Raw genomic sequence first — 17,139 nt, 5'->3', positions numbered from 1 at the left:
CTCGGCCAGGGCCAGCGCGATTTCCAGATCGGCGCGGCTGTGATCGCCGAGATTGACCAGTTCGGGCGTGCCCGCGGTCAGGGTGCCGGTCTTGTCGAACACCACGGTATCGACCTCGGCCAGACGTTCCAGCGCGGTTGCGTGCTTGATCAGCATGCCGCGCCGGAACAGGCGACCAGATGCCGCCGTGGTCACGGCGGGGACCGCAAGGCCCAGAGCGCAGGGGCAGGTGATGATGAGGACCGCCGCGGCGATGTTCAGCGCGGTGCGCAGGTCGCCGGAATAGATGTACCAGCCCACGAAACTGAGCGCCGACAGGATGTGCACGCCGGGCGCATAGAGCTTGGCGGCGCTGTCGGCCAGGGAGGTATAGCGCGACCGCCCGGATTCCGCGATGGCCACCAGATCGGCCATGCGATGCAGCGAGGTGTCCTGCCCCACGGCGGTGGCCCGGATGGTCAGCGGGCCGGTCAGATTGACCTCGCCGGCGCTGACCGGCTGGCCCGGCTCGGCAAAGACCGGCAGCGTTTCGCCGGTCAGCAGCGAGCGGTCCAGTTCGGACCGGCCCGAAACGATCTCTCCATCGACGGGCATGCGACCGCCGGGCCGGACCAGCACCAGATCGCCGACCGCCAGCGTTGCCACGGCGACCTCCTGTTCGGTGCCGTCTTTCAACAGGATGGCGCGGGGCACTTCCAGCGCGGCCAGTTCCTCGGCCGCCGAGCGCGCCACGGCGCGGGTGCGGTAATCGAGATACCGCCCGGCCAGCAGGAAGAAGGTCAGCGCCAGCGCGGCGTCGAAATAGGCATGCTCGCCGCTGAGCGAGGTTTCCCACAGCGACGTGACCAGCGCCAGCAGGATCGCCAGCACGATCGGCACGTCCATGTTCAGCCGCCGGACCTTCAGCGCGCTCCATGCGTTCACGAAGAAGGGCTGAGCCGAGAAGGCGATGGCCGGCAGGGCGATCGCCGCCGAGATCCAGTGGAACATGTCGCGGGTCGCGGCCTCGGCCCCGGACCAGACCGACACCGACAGAAGCATCACGTTCATCGACGCGAAGCCCGCCACCGCAAGCCGCATCAGCAGGTCGCGCCCGGCCTTGTCGGCCTGGGTCGCCGACAGGGCGCCCGGATCAAGTTCGTGGGCCTCGTAACCCGCGCGCTCCAGCACCGGAATCAGATCGGCCGCGCGCAGATCCGGCGCGGCCTGCACCATCGCGCGTTTGAGCGTCAGGTTCACGCGCGCGCTTTCCACGCCGGGATGGGCGTTGAGGACCCGTTCGACCGTGGCGATGCAGCCCGAACAATGGATGCCCGGCAGGGACAGCGCGATCTGCACATCCTCGGGGGCCGGGCGCGCCGGTTCGGCGGGGGCGGCGATGCAGCCCGGACAGGCCGCCGCTCCGGGGCGCGTCTGGACCGTCATTGCGTCACCGCTGGACATGCAGCACCACGCGCTGGGTGAATTCGGTGCCGTCTTCGGCGCGGGCCGCCATGCGGATGTTCCAGTTGCCGTCGCCCAGTTCGGCCTTGGCCACATAGGACGAGCCGTCAAAGACGAACTCGGGCCGCATGTCCTCGTTCACATGGGTGGCGCGGCCGATGACGGCATCCAGCTCGTCCACCTCGACCGGATTGCCGGCCCTGTCCGCAATCGACAGAAACACCAGCCCGCCCGCGGCGTCGGCGCGCACCGTCCAGCCGAGCGCCTCCTGCGCGGTGCGGCGCTCGTCGAATTCCTGGCTGGCGACATAGGAGTTCTTGACCTCCAGCCCGGGGAAGGTCTTGACCGCGCTGTAGGCCAGTACGAGATTGACGCCGATGATGACGGCAAAGGCACAGATGAACACGGCCAAGGCATGTTTGCCGGTGAATTGTCGTTCCGTCATGGTCAGTTCCCCCGCCCGTTGAAAGTGGTATCCTTGTAGGCTCGCTCGCCGCTGTTCAAATCCTCGACCCAGATGCGCGCCGGCGTCGCCGCTGCCGCGGACGGCGCCGCATCCCTGGGCGCCACGATATAGACGCGGGTCAGCAGCGCCGTGTCGGCGGGCACGTTCACGGTGTCGGTTTCGGCGCCCTCGATCTCGAGGGTCATGGACGGATCGCCAGCCACCGAGAGCTGGAACAGGCGTTCCTCGCCGTGCTTGTTGCGCAGGCGCACATCATAGGTGTTGCGGATCGAACCGTCGGACATCGTGACGAAGGTCGGGTTGCGCACCGGCGCCACGGTCAGGTCGATATCCGAGCGGATGAACAGCGCGAACAGAAGCGCAAGCCCCACGGCCGACCACAGGCCGGTATACATGATCGTTCGGGGGCGCAGGATATGCTTCCAGACGCTCTTGGGCGGCTGGCCCGAGCGTTCGCGGGTCTCGTCGCTGAGCGCCATGTAGTCGATCAGGCCGCGCGGCTTGCCGATCTTGGCCATCATGTCGTCGCAGGCGTCGATGCACAGGGCGCAGGTGATGCATTCCAGCTGCTGCCCGTCGCGGATGTCGATTCCGACCGGGCAGACGTTGACGCAGGCCATGCAGTCGATGCAGTCGCCAAGTTCCGAATCCGCCGTGCGCTTGCCCTTGCCGCGCGGTTCGCCGCGCCACTCGCGGTATCCCACGACCAGCGTATCCTCGTCCATCATCGCGGCCTGGATTCGCGGCCAGGGGCAGGCGTAGATGCAGATCTGTTCCCGCGCGAAACCGCCGAAGAAAAAGGTCGTGAAGGTCAGCAGCGCCATGGTGGTATAGGCGATCGGATGCGCGTTGCCGGTCACGAGGTCGCGCGCCAGCGTCGGCGCGTCGGCAAAGTAGAACACCCAGGCCCCGCCCGTCGCCAGTCCGATCAGCAGCCACACGACCCATTTCGTCACGCGCAGACGCGCCTTGCGGAAATCGAGTTTCTTCTGCCTGTGCAGCCGCAGTCGCGCGTTGCGGTCGCCCTCGATCCAGCGTTCGACCAGAATGTAGAGATCGGTCCAGACCGTCTGCGGACAGGCATAGCCGCACCAGACCCGGCCCAGCGCCGAGGTGAACAGGAACAGGCCCAGACCGGCCATGATCAGCAGGCCGGCGACGAAGTAGAATTCGTGCGGCCAGATCTCGATCCAGAAGAAGTAGAAACGACGGTTTGCCATGTCGAGCAACACTGCCTGGTCGGGCAGGCTCGGCCCGCGGTCCCAGCGAATCCAGGGCGTCAGGTAGTAGATGCCCAGGGTCACCGCCATGATGATCCATTTCAGGTTGCGGAACTTGCCGGAAACGCGCCTGGGAAAGATCGGTTCTCGGGCGGCGTAGAGGCTGGGCGCGGGATTGGAATCGCTCACGGACTCACTCCAGGACTTGGGCTTACGAAGCGTCTTCTCACAGATCGGAGAAGCCGCAACTTTGACATGGGTCAAAAAGCGTATCGCGCAAACATCTTTTATCGCGTTTGACGAGCCTGGCTTTTCAACCACGAGACAAAGGTTTTCGCCGGCTGTCGAAGGGGGAATTGCCCCGCTACCAAGTGATATCCACGGCCATCCGCCGCGCAATGGAGTTCGACGAGCTGACCGGACTCGATCTCTCGCTCGACGAAATGTCGCACGGTGACAGTCACGCCCTGCCCGGCTCGCAACCCATCCAGCATCAGGTTGCCCGGCAATGCGATCCGCCCCGCGCTGGGTCCGTGCTCGATCCCCTGCGAGGCCAACCACGTCGTCGCCTCGGTGGTTCCGAACTCTTCCAACCATGGCAGTTCCGCGATTTCCCTGGGCGACAGCGTTTCCCGCCCCTCAAGCAATGTGGGCGCCGCAACGATCACCATCGGCGTTTCCAGCAGCATCTGCGACTGGACTCCGGGCCAGTCGCCCCGGCCGTATCTGATGGCAAGGTCGATCCCGCCCGGCCGCAACGCCACCAGCTCGGGCGACGGATCGAGAACCAGATCGATGTCGGGATGCATCGCCTGAAATGCAGGCAGGCGTGGCATCAGCCAGGATGCCGCGAACGAGGCCGTCAGGGAAACATGCACCGGGCGATCGGCACCCGAGCGCGCCAGGTCGCTCACCGCCGCCCCGATCGCGCCGAAACCAAGCTGCACGGCCCGTGCCAGATGTTCGCCCTCCGCCGTCAGGTGCAGCGACTTTCCGCTGCGATCCAGCAGGGCCACGCCCATGTGCTCTTCCAATGCCCGCAATTGCTGACTGATTGCAGCATGGCTAACATTCAACGCCGCTCCGGCCTGAACGACATTCTTCTTTTCAACAAATGCAGAAAAGGCCCGTAGCGAAGTCAGCGGAGGCAGGTTCATCCAGTTCATATGTAATCCTGACTTACATATTGGAATGGTAATTGAGTCGCTTTTGCACCGTCAACGGTCAATTCTGTGCGCAACGATCACGCCGGACAGGAGAACGATGATGCTTACAATCCTTGCCAGATCCCTGATGACCGCCACCAGAATGGACCCGCCGCATTTCCGCGGCGCTCCCAGACCGGAATCCACCAAGCGGCGTTGGTTGCCGCCGGGCCATTGGTGGCTGCAGGACAGGCGCGCCGCTGATCTGCGTGATTTCTGAAACGGCGCATCGCCCCGCGACCCGGCCGCAAACAGGTTTTCTTTCATCGGGAAAAATTGGCGCCGGCTGTTCAGGAAACGCGCGAACAGATGGAACAGCCGGCGCCGCACCCTTCGGGCGGCGCACCGCCCGGAGGTGTTCTCAGGTCTTATTCACCGCCACCCAGCTGGTGGACGTAGAGCGAAACCGCGCGAATCTGCGCCTCGCTGAGACGGTTTCGCCAACCGGGCATGACGCCGAAGCGGCTGTTGGTCACGGTGTCGGTCAGGGTGTCGTAGTCGCCGCCATAGAGCCAGATCGCGTCCGCCAGGTTCGGCGCGCCCTGGTCGCGGTCGCCTTCGGCGTTTTCGCCGTGGCAGGAGGCGCAGTTGTCGGCATAGACGACGGATCCGGCCTCGACCAGCGCGGGATCGTTCGGCTCTCCGGAAAGCGACATGACATAGTTGACGACTTGCGAGATCTCCTCGGTCGTCAACAGCTCGTCGCGACCGAAGGCGGGCATCTCGGAATAGCGCGCCTCGTCATATTCCTCGTTGCGGATGCCGGCGGCGACGGTGTGATAGATCGATTCCAGATCTCCACCCCAGAGCCACGAGTCGTCCAGAAGGTTCGGATAACCGACCGCGCCCGCCGCGCCCGAACCGTGGCACTGAGCGCACCAGGTCCGGAACACCGCCGCGCCGGAGGATACCGCGAAACTGCTGAGGTCGGGATCGGCGGCGATGTCGATCAGTTCGGCCTGTTCAAGGCGTGCGGTGATCGGTGCATTCGCCTCTTGCACCGCGGCGATTTCCGCATCCACCTTGGCGCGCGACGACCATCCCAGAACACCGGCCGTCGCGTGGTTCACCAGCGGCCAGGCCGGATAGAGGATCGTGTAGATGACGCCCCAGAGGATCGTGGCATAGAAGGTCCACAGCCACCAGCGCGGAAGCGGGTTGTTGAACTCTTCGATGCCGTCCCATTCGTGGCCGGTCGTACCGGGATCGCCCGGCTTCTTTTCGGGTGCTTTGCTCATTTCCGCGCCTCCTCGGGTGTGGCGGGTTTGTCTTCATGCCGAAACGGTATGCCGGCAGTATCCTCGTATTGCTTGCTGGCACCGGGCCGGAACACCCAGATCACCACGCCGATGAAGAAGGCGAAGAGGGCCAGCAGCATCCAACTGTCGGCGAATTGCCGAAGGATCGTGTATTGCTCCATGACAGCCCCCTTACCGGTTCGCGTCCGGGGTGAAGGTCGAGAAATCGACCAGAGTCCCCAGCATCTGCATATAGGCGATCAGCGCGTCGGCCTCGGACACCCCCGGCTGACCGTCGAAGTTGCGCACGTTGACGTTTTCGCCGTAGCGCTCGAGCAGCCCGTCATAGTCGCTGTCCGGGTCCGCCTGTGCGGCGAAGTCGGCGCGCGCGTTCGCGATCATTTCCTCGGTGTAGGGCACACCGACGAGGGCGTTGGTCGCCATGACGTCACCGATGTAGCGCCCGTCGATCATGGTCCGCTCCAGGTAGCCGTATTTGGGCATGATGGATTCCGGCACCACCGATTGCGGGTCGCGGAAGTGGTCCACGTGCCATTCGTCCGAGTAGCGGCCGCCGACGCGGGCCAGGTCCGGCCCGGTGCGCTTGGAGCCCCACTGGAACGGGTGGTCGTACATCGACTCGGCCGCCAGCGAGTAGTGGCCATAGCGTTCGACCTCGTCCCGCATCGGGCGGATCATCTGGCTGTGGCAGACATAGCAGCCTTCGCGCAGATAAATCTCGCGCCCTGCCATTTCCAAGGGGGTGTAGGGCCTCATGCCCTCCACCTTCTCGATGGTGTTCTCCAGGTAGAACAGCGGGGTGATCTGCACGATGCCGCCGATGGTCACGACCAGGAAGCTGAAGACCAGCAGGAGGGTCGCGTTGGTCTCGAGGATCTTATGTTTGTCGAGAATTGCCATTGCTCCGGCCCTCCTTATTCAGCCGGGACCGCGACCGAAAGGCTGGCCTCTTTGGCCGGCGCCTTGCGGACGGTCATCCACAGGTTGTAGCACATGATCAGCGAGCCAACGAGGAACAGAACCCCGCCCAGCGCCCGCACCACGTACATCGGGAACTTGGCAGCCACGGTGTCGGCGAACGAGTTCACGAGGAAACCGTTTGCGTCCACTTCGCGCCACATCAGACCTTCCATGATGCCGGTGACCCACATCGACGCGGCGTAGAGCACGATGCCGATGGTGGCGAGCCAGAAGTGCCAGCTGACCATCTGAAGCGAATAGAGACGCTCACGCTTCCAGAGGACGGGCACCAGGTAGTAGAGCGCGCCGAAGGTGATCATGCCGTTCCAGCCCAACGCGCCGGAATGGACGTGGCCGATGGTCCAGTCGGTGTAGTGCGACAGCGAGTTCACCGCGCGGATCGACATCATCGGGCCTTCGAAGGTGGACATGCCGTAGAAGCCGACCGAGATCACCATCATCCGGATCACCGGGTCGGTTCGCAGCTTGTCCCAGGCCCCTGACAGGGTCATCAGACCGTTGATCATGCCGCCCCACGAGGGCATCCACAGCACGACCGAGAACACCATGCCCAGCGTCGAGGCCCAGTCGGGCAGCGCGGTATAGTGCAGGTGGTGCGGACCGGCCCAGATGTAGATGAAGATCAGCGCCCAGAAGTGGATGATCGACAGCTTGTAGGAAAACACCGGGCGCTCGGCCTGTTTCGGGATGAAATAGTACATCATCCCCAGGAAGCCGGCGGTCAGGAAGAAGCCCACGGCGTTGTGGCCGTACCACCACTGGATCATGGCGTCCTGAACGCCCGACCAGACGATCACGGATTTCGAGCCCCAGATGCTGACCGGGATGGTCAGGTTGTTGACCACATGCAGCATCGCCACCGTGATGATGAACGACAGGTAGAACCAGTTGGCGACGTAGATATGCGGCTCTTTCCGCTTGATCAGGGTGCCCAGATAGACCGCCAGATAGGCGACCCAGACGATGGTCAGCCACAGATCGACATACCATTCCGGCTCGGCATATTCCTTGGACTGGGTGCCGCCCAGAAGATAGCCGGTCGCCGCCAGAACGATGAACAGCTGGTAGCCCCAGAACACGAACCAGGCGAGGTTGCCGCCCCAGAGCCGCGCCGCGCTGGTGCGCTGGACCACGTAGAAAGAGGTGGCCAGCAGCGCGTTGCCGCCAAAGGCAAAGATCACCGCCGAGGTGTGCAGCGGGCGCAAACGACCGAAGTTCATGTAACCCTGCGCCCATTCGAAATTCAGTACCGGAAAGGCCAGCTGAAAGGCGATGAACGTCCCGGCCAGAAAGCCGACGACGCCCCAGAATGCGGTTGCGATCACGCCGTAGCGCACGACGCCGTCCATGTATTCACCGGAATAATCGATGGGCAGCACCGGATCGTCGGTATTGCGCAGGATCCAGATGAACAGCCCGGCAGCGATCACCATCACGAGGATGGCGTGCACCTGGTAAGCCAGATCCCGCGCGTAACTGGCCCCGATCGCGGCAAGCACCACGATCAGACCAAGCGCGATGAGCTTGATGTAATTTGACATTTTGCGTCCCTTTGCCATGTCCCGCACGATTCTGACGGCGCGCCGGACTCCTTTGACTGGCAGCCGTAATGTAGAATGGCGGCGCAAGTCGCTTTGATCTGTGTCAAGACGGCTGGGCGTTTTCTGTGACACGCATTGGGTCAGAGATGCCAGAACGGTGACGTGTTTTGACGCACCGGAACCATGAGGTTGAAATGTCCTACAAATCCCTGCTCACCGTGATGACGGATGTCAAATCTGCCAAACCCGCGCTTGAGCAAATGGTGGCCCTTGCCCAGGCGCAGGATGGCCATGCCGAGGCGTTGTGTCTGGGCGTCGATCGCAGCCAGACCGGGTACTACTATGCCGGCGCGAATGCGCTGATCCTTCAGGAAACCCTGAGCCGCGCCAATGCCGAGGCCGACGAGATCCTGGATTTTGCCGAGGACTATCTCGGCAAGGCCGGAATCCGCTGGTCGGCCGAGAACGGCGTCGCGCAGATTGCGGATCTGGGGCGGCACGTGGCCCATCGCGCCCGGTTTTCAGACTTGGTCATCCTGCCCCGCCCCTATGGCGAGGATCGCGGCGCCGAGGCCGAACCCATCGTCGAGGCGGCGATGTTCGAGGGCCACGCCCCGGTGCTCGTCGTGCCTGACAACGCGGAACCGGTGTCGAACCCGGGCACCATCCTGATCGGCTGGAACGAAAGCGTCGAGGCCATGCGGGCGATCCGCGCCGCGCTGCCGTTCCTGATCGCGGCGGATGGCGTCCGCATCGTCGTCATCGATCCGCCGCGCCACGGACCCGACCGCTCGGACCCCGGCGGGATGCTGTCACAGATGTTGGCGCGGCACGGCGTCAAGTGCGAAATCGACGTGCTGAGCAAGACCATGACCCGCGTTTCCGACATCCTGAACCGCCATGCGGCCGACACCGATGCCGACATGATCGTGATGGGCGCCTATGGCCATTCGCGGTTCCGCGAGGCCATTCTGGGCGGCGCCACGCGGAACATGCTGGAACAGGCAACTGTACCCGTTTTCATGGCGCATTGAAGCGGCTGCCGACCGGGGCGGCGTCGGATGCACCGCGCCGCCGCGGTCAGTCGGCCCGGCGGATCAGCCCGATGATGAACAGCAGGACTACGGCCCCGATCGTGGCGTGAATGATCGTTGCCAGGACGCCGCCACCGGCGGCAAATCCCAGAACCGGGAACATCAGCCCGGCAATGAAGGCGCCGACCACGCCGACGATGATGTTGCCGACAAGGCCGAAGCCGCGCCCTTCCATGATCTTGCCGGACAGCCACCCGGCGATCGCGCCGATGACGAGCATGCTCAGCAGACTGCCAAATTCCATGACGGTCGTCTCCTATGCGTTTCCCTGCGGCCACTAGAGCACGCACCGCCGCAAAGGTCACGCGCGCACGTGGTGAATGCCCCGAAACTGTGCCCGCAGCGCACGCGTGTCCGCCGCCACCTGCGCTGGATCGTTCGTTGTCAGGCCGCGCGCGATCAGGGTCGCCAGATCCGCCGCGTTCTGCGGTTCGACACCGCGCCGGACCAGTTCGGGCGTCCCGATGCGCAACCCGTTCATGTCGCCCTGCACCGTGTCGATCGGCAGGCCGATGCCGCAGGCGAGAAAGCCCGCCTTGCGCAGGGTCTTCGATGCGGTCTGACCGCCGCCGAATGCCGCCGCCTCGACCGCGAATTGGTGGGAGCGTGTTGCGACGCCGCCCCCCTTGAACACCGGCAGGCCCTGCGCCTCGAGCGCGGCGGCGAGCGCCTGCGCCAGATCGACCATGGCCTGACCATAGGCCCGCCCGCATTCGATCCAGTCGAGCATCGTGATCGCCAAGGCGGCGGATTTCGCGGCGTCGAAATTGGCGGTCATGCCGGGAAAGGCGATGGCGTCCAGCCGTTCCGCGATGTCGGGTTCGTTGGTCACGATCAGCCCGCCCGCCGGACCGCCGAGACTCTTGTAGGTGCTCATCGTCATCAGATGCGCGCCCTCATCCAGCGGATTGGCCCAGATGCCGCCCGCGATCAGACCGCACTGATGCGCGGCGTCGAACAGCACCCTTGCGCCGATCTCGTCCGCGATCTCGCGCACCGCGCGAACCGGATGCGGGAACAGGTTCAGCGATCCGCCCACCGTGATCAGGCTTGGGCGATGCGCACGCGCCAGGGTCCGCAAGCCGTCCAGATCGAGCGTATAGCCATCGCCGTTCACCGGGGCGTCGATGGTGCGCAACCCGTACAACCCCGCGCATCCCGCCTGGTGGTGGGTGACGTGCCCCCCGATGCCGGCCGGGGGCGCGATGATCGTGTCGCCCGGCCGGGTCAGCGCCATGAAACCATAAAGGTTGCCCAGCGCGCCCGAGCCGACGCGGATCTCGGCGTAACGCGCGCCGAAGACCCGCGCCGAGAGTTCGGCGGCAATCACCTCGATCTCTTCGATGGCTTCCAGCCCCATCTCGTACTTGTCGCCCGGATAGCCCAGCGACGGCCGGCTGCCGAGGCCCTCGGCCAGAACCGCCTCGGCGCGCGGGTTCATGACGTTGGTCGCGGGATTGAGGTTGAAGCACTCGACGTCGTGGATTTCACAGTTGCGGGCGACCAGCCGGTCGATCCGGTCGGCGACCTCCGCGGCGGACGCTGCCGAGGCTTTTTCCGCGATCTCCTGAACGCGGGCTTCGCAGGGCTGTGGAACCCAGGGGCGGCGGGCGAGTTGTGGCATTCGAACCTCCTGTTGTTGCGCACAGCATGCGGTTCAGGGGAATTACCTGCAAATCAGAATTCTAAAAAGCTAGGGTCAGAAAAAATGAGCCTCAGCCCATGCCTGTCGCACCTCCGCGTCCGAAACCACTTCCGCTGAACGCGCTGCGGGCGTTCGAAGCCGCCGCGCGGCTTGGCGGCTTTGCCGCCGCTGCGGACGAACTTGGCGTCACGCCGGGCGCGGTTTCGGCCCATGTGAAGGCACTGGAAGAGGAGTTGGGCGCCCCGTTGTTCGACCGTTCGCCGCGCGGCGTCGCGTTGACGGCCCTGGCGCTGCGCGTCCTGCCCCGGCTGACCGAGGCTTTCGATGCCCTCGGTCACGCCACCCAGACGCTGCGGACCGAGGCCTGGCCGCACGTCGTCCACATCGTCGCCCTGCCGTCGGTGGCGCAGCTCTGGGTGTCGCCGCGACTGCCCGAACTCCGGGCGGCGGCCCCGGATATCGAAATCTCGCTGACAGCGATGGAGACCCCGCCAAATCTCAAACGCGCGCCCTATGACCTGTACCTGTTCTACGGTGAGGGACCGGGCGAAGCTTTGGCGCCGGACGTAATTTTCCCGGTCTGTTCGCCGTCCCTCGCCGAGCGCCTGAAACACCCCACCGACCTGCTGGACGTTCCGTGCCTGACGGACTCCACCTGGTCGGACGACTGGACGCTATGGGCCGACAAGGCGATGCCGGACACGGAATTCACGCCGCGGGGGCCGGCCTTTTCGCTTTATGCCCTTGCCGTCGAGGAGACCGTCAATGGCGCCGGCGTTCTGATCGGTCACGAGGCATTGGTCGCGCCATTTCTGCGTCGGGGGCTGCTCGTCGCGCCATTTGAGACCCGCGTCACATTGGAAAACGAACTGCGGCTCTGGAGCCCGGTTCCGATCAAGAAAAACTCGGCCGTCGGGCAGGTCGCCAGATGGTTGCGGGAGACGGCCTAGACCAGAAAGCCGCCATCCGAATCGTCGCCGGCCTCTTCGATGAGGCGGCCCATGTCCGGAATCGTCACGTGCCGCTTGCCTTCCAGATGGATGACGCCATCGCGCTTCAGCGCCGAGATCTGGCGGCTGACGGTCTCGAGCGTAAGGCCGAGGTAATCCGCCATCGCCTCGCGCGTGAGCGGCAGATCGAACACGATGGGGCCGGACGAGCCCTTCTTAGTCAGCGAGGCGTCGCGGCGGGCGATGATCGACAACAGGCTTGCGATCTTTTCGCGCGCCGTCTTGCGGCCCAGCACCAGCATCCATTCACGCGCCGCATCGAGTTCGTCCAGCGTCATCTGCAAAAGACGGTGCGCGATATGCGGCGTGCGGTTCATCAGCTCTTCGAACGGTTTCTTGCGGAAACAGCACATGACGATGTCGGTGGTCGCCACGACATCATATGCAGCCGATTCGCGGCCCGGGCGGCCGACGAAATCGCTGGGCAGCAGCAGGCCCACCATCTGCGTGCGCCCGTCCTCCATCGTCTGCGTCAGCGATGCGATTCCCGAGACCACGGAGCCCACGAAATTCATCTGATCGCCTGACCAGATGATCGTCTGTCCGGCTTCGAAACTGCGGTAATACTTGATCTCTTCCAGTTCCGAAAGCTCGTCCTGGTCGCAATGGGCGCAAACGGCGCGATGCCGGATCGGGCAATCGCTGCAAGCCGAATGGTCGAGTTGTACCTGGAGCGTCATGCGTTCACCCACTTGATCTCGGTCAATGTTTCCGAACCGGTCGTCCTCTATCGGTACCTTTATGATAGCGAAATCTCAATTGGCAAAGCTCGGACTTTTTGACGCGAAAGTTCCGCGCTACACAAGCTACCCGACCGCGCCCCACTTCTGCAATGACGTGGGGCCGGATTTGTTTGGCGACTGGATTTCGCGCATTGCGCCCGGCGCTTCGATTTCGCTCTACATCCACGTGCCGTTTTGCCGGCGGCTGTGCTGGTTCTGCGCCTGCCGCACCCAGGGAACGCAGACCGACAACCCCGTCATTGCCTATGTCGATACGCTGAAGGCCGAACTGGACCTGCTGGCGGCGCGATTGCCGCGTGGCGTGACGCTGTCGCGGCTGCATTGGGGCGGCGGTACGCCGACCCTGCTGAATGCGGACCTGATGCGCGATCTTGCCCAGCGCATTCTCAGCATCGTGCCGCTTGGCGAAGACGCCGAGTTCTCGGTCGAGATCGATCCGAACGAAATCGACGAGCACCGCCTGGACGTGCTGGCCGAGGCCGGCATGAACCGCGCCTCGATCGGGGTGCAGGATTTCGACGGCGAGATCCAGAAGACCATCGGCCGGATCCAGAGCTACGAAACCACCCGCAAGGCCGCCGACATGATTCGGGCGCGCGGCATCGCCAGCCTGAACGCGGACATCCTGTTCGGCCTGCCGCACCAGACCAAGGCGCGGATGACCGAAAGCGTGCAGAAACTCCTGTCGCTCAACCCCGATCGAGTGGCCCTGTACGGCTATGCGCATGTGCCGTGGATGGCCAAGCGGCAGCAACTGATCCCGTCGGACGCCCTTCCGACGCCGGAACAGCGGCTGGAATTGTTCGACACCGCGCGCCGCCTGTTCCTGTGGGACAATTACGCCGAAATCGGCATCGACCATTTCGCCACGCAGGACGATGGCCTGACACACGCGCTCAAGGCGGGGCGTCTGCGGCGGAACTTCCAGGGGTATACCGACGATCAGGCCGAGGTGCTGATCGGCGTCGGGGCCAGCTCGATCTCGCGGTTCCCGCAAGGGTATGCGCAGAATGCGCCTGCGACCTCGGCGCATACGGCCGCCATACGGGACGGTCGGTTCTCGACCGCGCGCGGGCATCTCTTCAAGGGGCAGGACATCCTGCGGGCGCGCCTGATCGAGGCGCTGATGTGCGATTTCCGCATTCAGTCCGCCGAGATTCTGCGGGACCACGATGTTGCGCCGGCAGACCTGGATCGGATGTTCGAGGACGCCGCCCGGGCGTTTCCGGACATGCTGCGCATCACCGACGAGGGCCTTTTCATTCCGCCCGAGGCGCGCCCGCTGACCCGGATGATCGCGCGCAGCTTTGACGCCTATGACCTGAGCAAGGCCGGGCACAGCTCGGCCATCTGAGAAAAAAACGCGGGCGTCTTCGGATGTCCGCCTAATATTCGAGCAGGGGCTTGACGCCCGCCACCCGGATTTCCCACACTCGGAAGGCCGGGGCAGTCCTGTGTCCCGTGCTCGAGGCAGGGTGAGCAACAGGCAGTGAGTGGCGGCGCCAGGGCGTCCGGCATTTCCCTTTCGTGCAGCGGAACTGCAACCAGAGAGAGGGACAGCACCCATGCGCGTCTTCACCGTCCTCGGCCCGAGCCAATCGGGCAAATCTACCCTCGTCGAGGCCATCAGCCGCCTCGACGACCGCCCCACCACATTCGACGTATCCGGGACCGTGCATCTGCACGGTTTTTCTTACTTGGGCGAGCCGTGGTGTGCGGTCGATGTGGACGGCGGCGGCGATGCGCTGGCCTATGCCGGGCCTGCCATGGCCATCTCGGACGCGGCGGTGGTGGTGGTGCCGCCCGATCCCGACGCGGCGGTACTGTGCGCCCCCTATCTGCGGCTGGTGGAGGAGGCGGGTATTCCCTGTTTCCTGTTCATCAACCGGATGGATCATCCCAATGGCCGGGTCCGCGACATCATCGCGGCGCTTCAGACCTATTGCGCGCACCACATCGCCCTGCGGCAGATTCCCATCCGCGAAGGCGATCAGGTGGTCGGTGCCGTGGACCTGATCTCGGAACGGGCGTGGAAATACCAGGAGGGCCAGCCCTCGGCCCTGATCGAGCTGCCGAAATCGGTCGAGGATCGCGAACAGGAGGCGCGTGCGGAGCTGCTCGAAACCCTGTCGGACTTCGACGACCATCTGCTGGAGCAGCTGATCGAGGACAAGCAGCCGCCCAGCGCGGAAATCTACGACCTCGCGGCGCAGGTGCTGCGCAACCACCAGATCATCCCCGCCTGTCTGGGCGCGGCGAGTCACGGCAACGGTCTGACCCGCCTGATGAAGGCGCTGCGCCACGAAGCGCCCGAGTTCGACATTGCCGCAGGGCGGGACGCCGCAGGAGAAAGCGCCCGCGCAATCGCAGGATTTGCCGATGTCAAGAAACACATCGGCAAGATCATCGTGCTTCGGGGCCTTGGGGACGGCGTCAAGGCGCATGAGGCGCTTGGCGGGGAAACCGTGGGCAACCTGACGACGCTGGACGCAAAGACCCAGATTCCCGTGCTCGAAGCCGGGCACATCGGACTGGCGGTGAAATCCGATCACCTCAACCCCGGCAACCTGTATGACGGCAACACGGCCACCGCGTTGCCGGATTGGGCCGGTTCGCACCCGCCGGCGCATCGGCAACTGGTGTCTCCGACGCATGAACGCGACGATGTGCGCCTGTCCAACGCGCTGGCGCGGCTGGCCGAGATCGACCCCGGCCTGCACCTGAGCCAGGACGAGGGCAGCGGCCATGCCATCCTCAGCACCCAGGGACCACAGCACATGCGGCGCATCACCGCCAAGCTGGCCGAGGATTTCGGAATCGAGATCGAGGCCGAAACGGTCGAAACCGCCTATCGCGAGACCATCCAGAAACCGGTCGAGCATCACCACCGGCACCGCAAGCAATCCGGCGGTGCGGGCCAATTCGCGGATGTGGTGATCACGGTCGAACCGATGGCGCGTGGCTCGGGCTTTCAGTTCGACGAGGTGGTCAAGGGCGGTGCCGTGCCCAAGAACTACATCCCGTCGGTGGAGCAGGGCGCGCGGGATGCCTTGGCCCAAGGCCCCGAAGGCTTTCCCGTCGTCGATGTCAAGGTGACGCTGAAGGACGGCAAGCATCACAGCGTGGACAGTTCGGACTATGCCTTCCGGACCGCGGGCAAGAACGCCGTGCGCGAGGCGCTGCCGCTGGCCAAGCCGGTCGTCCTGCAACCGATCCTGCGCGCGGAAATCCACCTGCCGTCGCTCTATGTTGGCGATCTGGTGCCGACCATCAGCTCGCTGCAGGGGCAGGTTCTGGGATTCGAGGGCAACCCGGACGCGCCCGGATGGGAGATCTTCAATGCGCTGCTGCCGGCGGTGGCGGAGGACGAGTTGCACCGCACTCTGGCCAGCGCCACGCGCGGCACCGGCTGGGTGAAGCTGACCTTCGATCATTACGAGGAACTGAGGGGGCAATCGCCCAAACTGTCCCGCGAAAAGGTCGCGAGTGCCTGACTGGATGGCGCCGGGCCAGTCAGGATTGGCCCGGCCTTCCTACCCCGCCGCCGCGATCAGTTCGCGGGTGTAATCCGTTCGGGCATTCTCGAACAACTCTTCGGCGGTGCCCATCTCGATCACGTCGCCGTTTCGCATCACCATGACCTTGTGAGACATGGCCCGCACCACCTTCAGATCGTGCGAAATGAACAGGTAGGCCAACCCGTGCTTGCGCTGCAGCGCGCGCAGCAGTTCGACGATCTGGACCTGAACGGTCATGTCCAGCGCGCTGGTCGGTTCATCCAGCACCAGCAGTTTCGGGCGCAGCACCATGGCCCGCGCAATGGCGATCCTCTGCCGCTGGCCGCCGGAAAACTCGTGCGGATAGCGGTCCATCGCGGCGGGATCGAGACCGACCTCGGTCATCACCTCGGCCACTAGCTCGCGCTGCGCGCGATGCGGATCGACCTTGTGGATGGTCAGCCCCTCGGCAATGATCTGCATGCAGGTCATGCGCGGGCTGAGCGATCCGAACGGATCCTGGAACACGATCTGCATGTCCTTGCGCAGCCGCCGCAATTCGCGCGTGGACCAGTTCCGCACGTTCTGGCCGCGAAAGGTGATGCCGCCCTCGGACGAGATCAGGCGCATCAGGGCAAGCGCCAACGTCGTCTTGCCCGAGCCGCTTTCCCCGACGATGCCGAGCGTTTCCCCGGCGCGCACGGTTATGTTGGCATCGTTGACCGCCTTGACATATCCCACGGTACGTCTCAGGAACCCGCGCTGGATCGGGAACCAGACCTTGAGGTGATCGGTGCGTGCGATTTCCTCGGCATCCGCGGGTACCGGATCGGGCGCGCCAGAGGGTTCGGCGGCCAGCAGTTTCTGGGTGTAGGGATGCTGCGGATTGTCGAAGATCTCAGCCACAGGGCCGGTCTCGACGATTTCGCCATCCTTCATCACGCAGACCCGGTCGGCGATGCGGCGCACGATCCCCAGATCGTGGGTGATGAACAGCATCCCCATGTTTTCCTGTTTTTGCAGATCCGCCAGAAG

At 64.5% G+C, this 17,139-nt stretch carries 17 protein-coding genes; 5 read left to right on the top strand and 12 right to left on the bottom strand.

Going from position 1 to position 17,139, the window contains the following annotated elements; genetic code table 11:
- The 4 genes from AC2FNJ_RS19305 to AC2FNJ_RS19290 form a co-directional block, all read right to left on the bottom strand.
- The coding region (locus tag AC2FNJ_RS19305; RefSeq protein WP_496766588.1) for a heavy metal translocating P-type ATPase at positions 1 to 1,425 on the bottom strand (1,425 nt) is incomplete at its 3' end.
- 4 nt (positions 1,426 to 1,429) lie between these two features.
- The gene (locus AC2FNJ_RS19300) at positions 1,430 to 1,888 is read right to left on the bottom strand and encodes a FixH family protein (protein ID WP_496766587.1); all 459 of its coding nucleotides are present in this window, start codon (positions 1,886 to 1,888) and stop codon (positions 1,430 to 1,432) included.
- Between the two features lie 2 nt (positions 1,889 to 1,890).
- Positions 1,891 to 3,318, bottom strand: coding sequence for a cytochrome c oxidase accessory protein CcoG (ccoG, locus tag AC2FNJ_RS19295; RefSeq protein WP_496766585.1), 1,428 nt, complete (start codon positions 3,316 to 3,318; stop codon positions 1,891 to 1,893).
- Positions 3,319 to 3,416: 98 nt separating this feature from the next.
- Complete coding sequence (locus AC2FNJ_RS19290; protein WP_496766584.1) at positions 3,417 to 4,295, bottom strand: LysR family transcriptional regulator; 879 nt, start codon at positions 4,293 to 4,295, stop codon at positions 3,417 to 3,419.
- A gap of 100 nt (positions 4,296 to 4,395) precedes the next feature.
- Between AC2FNJ_RS19290 and AC2FNJ_RS19285 the strand changes: the two genes are divergently transcribed.
- A complete protein-coding gene (locus AC2FNJ_RS19285; RefSeq protein ID WP_496766582.1) occupies positions 4,396 to 4,554 on the top strand; it encodes a hypothetical protein in 159 nt (52 codons plus the stop codon).
- 148 nt (positions 4,555 to 4,702) lie between these two features.
- On the opposite strand, the gene ccoP is transcribed toward AC2FNJ_RS19285, so the two are convergent.
- Genes ccoP through ccoN form a run of 4 tightly spaced genes read right to left on the bottom strand, consistent with a single transcriptional unit; the run spans position 4,703 to position 8,115 of the window.
- The gene (ccoP, locus tag AC2FNJ_RS19280; protein WP_496766580.1) at positions 4,703 to 5,572 is read right to left on the bottom strand and encodes a cytochrome-c oxidase, cbb3-type subunit III; all 870 of its coding nucleotides are present in this window, start codon (positions 5,570 to 5,572) and stop codon (positions 4,703 to 4,705) included.
- Complete coding sequence (locus tag AC2FNJ_RS19275) at positions 5,569 to 5,754, bottom strand: cbb3-type cytochrome oxidase subunit 3 (RefSeq protein ID WP_496766578.1); 186 nt, start codon at positions 5,752 to 5,754, stop codon at positions 5,569 to 5,571. The genes ccoP and AC2FNJ_RS19275 overlap by 4 nt, the downstream gene beginning before the upstream one ends.
- A 10-nt stretch (positions 5,755 to 5,764) precedes the next feature.
- Positions 5,765 to 6,493, bottom strand: coding sequence for a cytochrome-c oxidase, cbb3-type subunit II (ccoO, locus tag AC2FNJ_RS19270; RefSeq protein ID WP_496766577.1), 729 nt, complete (start codon positions 6,491 to 6,493; stop codon positions 5,765 to 5,767).
- Positions 6,494 to 6,507: 14 nt separating this feature from the next.
- The gene (gene ccoN / locus AC2FNJ_RS19265; protein ID WP_496766576.1) at positions 6,508 to 8,115 is read right to left on the bottom strand and encodes a cytochrome-c oxidase, cbb3-type subunit I; all 1,608 of its coding nucleotides are present in this window, start codon (positions 8,113 to 8,115) and stop codon (positions 6,508 to 6,510) included.
- Between the two features lie 194 nt (positions 8,116 to 8,309).
- Here ccoN and AC2FNJ_RS19260 point away from each other — a divergent pair, with 194 nt between their 5' ends.
- Entirely contained in the window at positions 8,310 to 9,149 is an 840-nt protein-coding gene (locus AC2FNJ_RS19260) for a universal stress protein (RefSeq protein WP_496766575.1), read from the top strand.
- 46 nt (positions 9,150 to 9,195) lie between these two features.
- On the opposite strand, the gene AC2FNJ_RS19255 is transcribed toward AC2FNJ_RS19260, so the two are convergent.
- Both AC2FNJ_RS19255 and glyA read right to left on the bottom strand, forming a co-directional pair.
- Positions 9,196 to 9,453, bottom strand: coding sequence for a GlsB/YeaQ/YmgE family stress response membrane protein (locus tag AC2FNJ_RS19255; RefSeq protein ID WP_496766573.1), 258 nt, complete (start codon positions 9,451 to 9,453; stop codon positions 9,196 to 9,198).
- 57 nt (positions 9,454 to 9,510) lie between these two features.
- Positions 9,511 to 10,833, bottom strand: coding sequence for a serine hydroxymethyltransferase (gene glyA / locus AC2FNJ_RS19250; RefSeq protein ID WP_496766571.1), 1,323 nt, complete (start codon positions 10,831 to 10,833; stop codon positions 9,511 to 9,513).
- 98 nt (positions 10,834 to 10,931) lie between these two features.
- Between glyA and AC2FNJ_RS19245 the strand changes: the two genes are divergently transcribed.
- Positions 10,932 to 11,804 (top strand): LysR family transcriptional regulator, encoded by an 873-nt coding sequence (locus AC2FNJ_RS19245; RefSeq protein ID WP_496766569.1) that lies wholly within the window; start codon positions 10,932 to 10,934, stop codon positions 11,802 to 11,804.
- Here AC2FNJ_RS19245 and fnrL read toward each other — a convergent pair.
- A complete protein-coding gene (fnrL, locus tag AC2FNJ_RS19240) occupies positions 11,801 to 12,544 on the bottom strand; it encodes a transcriptional regulator FnrL (protein WP_496766568.1) in 744 nt (247 codons plus the stop codon). The two genes, AC2FNJ_RS19245 and fnrL, sit on opposite strands and share 4 nt — an antisense overlap.
- A 61-nt stretch (positions 12,545 to 12,605) precedes the next feature.
- Between fnrL and hemN the strand changes: the two genes are divergently transcribed.
- Together hemN and AC2FNJ_RS19230 are read left to right on the top strand one after the other, a co-directional pair.
- Positions 12,606 to 13,961 carry an oxygen-independent coproporphyrinogen III oxidase gene (gene hemN, locus AC2FNJ_RS19235; protein ID WP_496766566.1) on the top strand — a complete coding sequence of 452 codons (1,356 nt, stop codon included), beginning with the start codon at positions 12,606 to 12,608 and terminating at the stop codon, positions 13,959 to 13,961.
- Positions 13,962 to 14,172: 211 nt separating this feature from the next.
- Complete coding sequence (locus AC2FNJ_RS19230; protein ID WP_496766564.1) at positions 14,173 to 16,101, top strand: elongation factor G; 1,929 nt, start codon at positions 14,173 to 14,175, stop codon at positions 16,099 to 16,101.
- A 39-nt stretch (positions 16,102 to 16,140) separates the two neighbouring features.
- Here the strand turns inward: AC2FNJ_RS19230 and AC2FNJ_RS19225 are convergent.
- The coding region (locus AC2FNJ_RS19225; RefSeq protein ID WP_496766563.1) for an ATP-binding cassette domain-containing protein at positions 16,141 to 17,139 on the bottom strand (999 nt) is incomplete at its 5' end.

The organism is Ruegeria sp. BHSB196, from assembly GCF_059613135.1.
The sequence above is the reverse complement of the archived record's forward strand: the minus strand, read 5'-3'. Positions and strand labels throughout refer to the sequence as shown.

Bases quoted from the DNA above. Each gene is read 5' to 3' on its own strand.
- ccoP (WP_496766580.1), bottom strand. From the start codon at position 5,572: ATGAGCAAAGCACCCGAAAAGAAGCCGGGCGATCCCGGTACGACCGGC.
- ccoO (WP_496766577.1), bottom strand. From the start codon at position 6,493: ATGGCAATTCTCGACAAACATAAGATCCTCGAGACCAACGCGACCCTC.
- AC2FNJ_RS19300 (WP_496766587.1), bottom strand. From the start codon at position 1,888: ATGACGGAACGACAATTCACCGGCAAACATGCCTTGGCCGTGTTCATC.
- hemN (WP_496766566.1), top strand. From the start codon at position 12,606: ATGATAGCGAAATCTCAATTGGCAAAGCTCGGACTTTTTGACGCGAAA.
- AC2FNJ_RS19255 (WP_496766573.1), bottom strand. From the start codon at position 9,453: ATGGAATTTGGCAGTCTGCTGAGCATGCTCGTCATCGGCGCGATCGCC.
- AC2FNJ_RS19290 (WP_496766584.1), bottom strand. From the start codon at position 4,295: ATGAACTGGATGAACCTGCCTCCGCTGACTTCGCTACGGGCCTTTTCT.
- fnrL (WP_496766568.1), bottom strand. From the start codon at position 12,544: ATGACGCTCCAGGTACAACTCGACCATTCGGCTTGCAGCGATTGCCCG.
- AC2FNJ_RS19260 (WP_496766575.1), top strand. From the start codon at position 8,310: ATGTCCTACAAATCCCTGCTCACCGTGATGACGGATGTCAAATCTGCC.
- AC2FNJ_RS19275 (WP_496766578.1), bottom strand. From the start codon at position 5,754: ATGGAGCAATACACGATCCTTCGGCAATTCGCCGACAGTTGGATGCTG.
- AC2FNJ_RS19285 (WP_496766582.1), top strand. From the start codon at position 4,396: ATGCTTACAATCCTTGCCAGATCCCTGATGACCGCCACCAGAATGGAC.
- AC2FNJ_RS19245 (WP_496766569.1), top strand. From the start codon at position 10,932: ATGCCTGTCGCACCTCCGCGTCCGAAACCACTTCCGCTGAACGCGCTG.
- ccoN (WP_496766576.1), bottom strand. From the start codon at position 8,115: ATGTCAAATTACATCAAGCTCATCGCGCTTGGTCTGATCGTGGTGCTT.
- glyA (WP_496766571.1), bottom strand. From the start codon at position 10,833: ATGCCACAACTCGCCCGCCGCCCCTGGGTTCCACAGCCCTGCGAAGCC.
- AC2FNJ_RS19230 (WP_496766564.1), top strand. From the start codon at position 14,173: ATGCGCGTCTTCACCGTCCTCGGCCCGAGCCAATCGGGCAAATCTACC.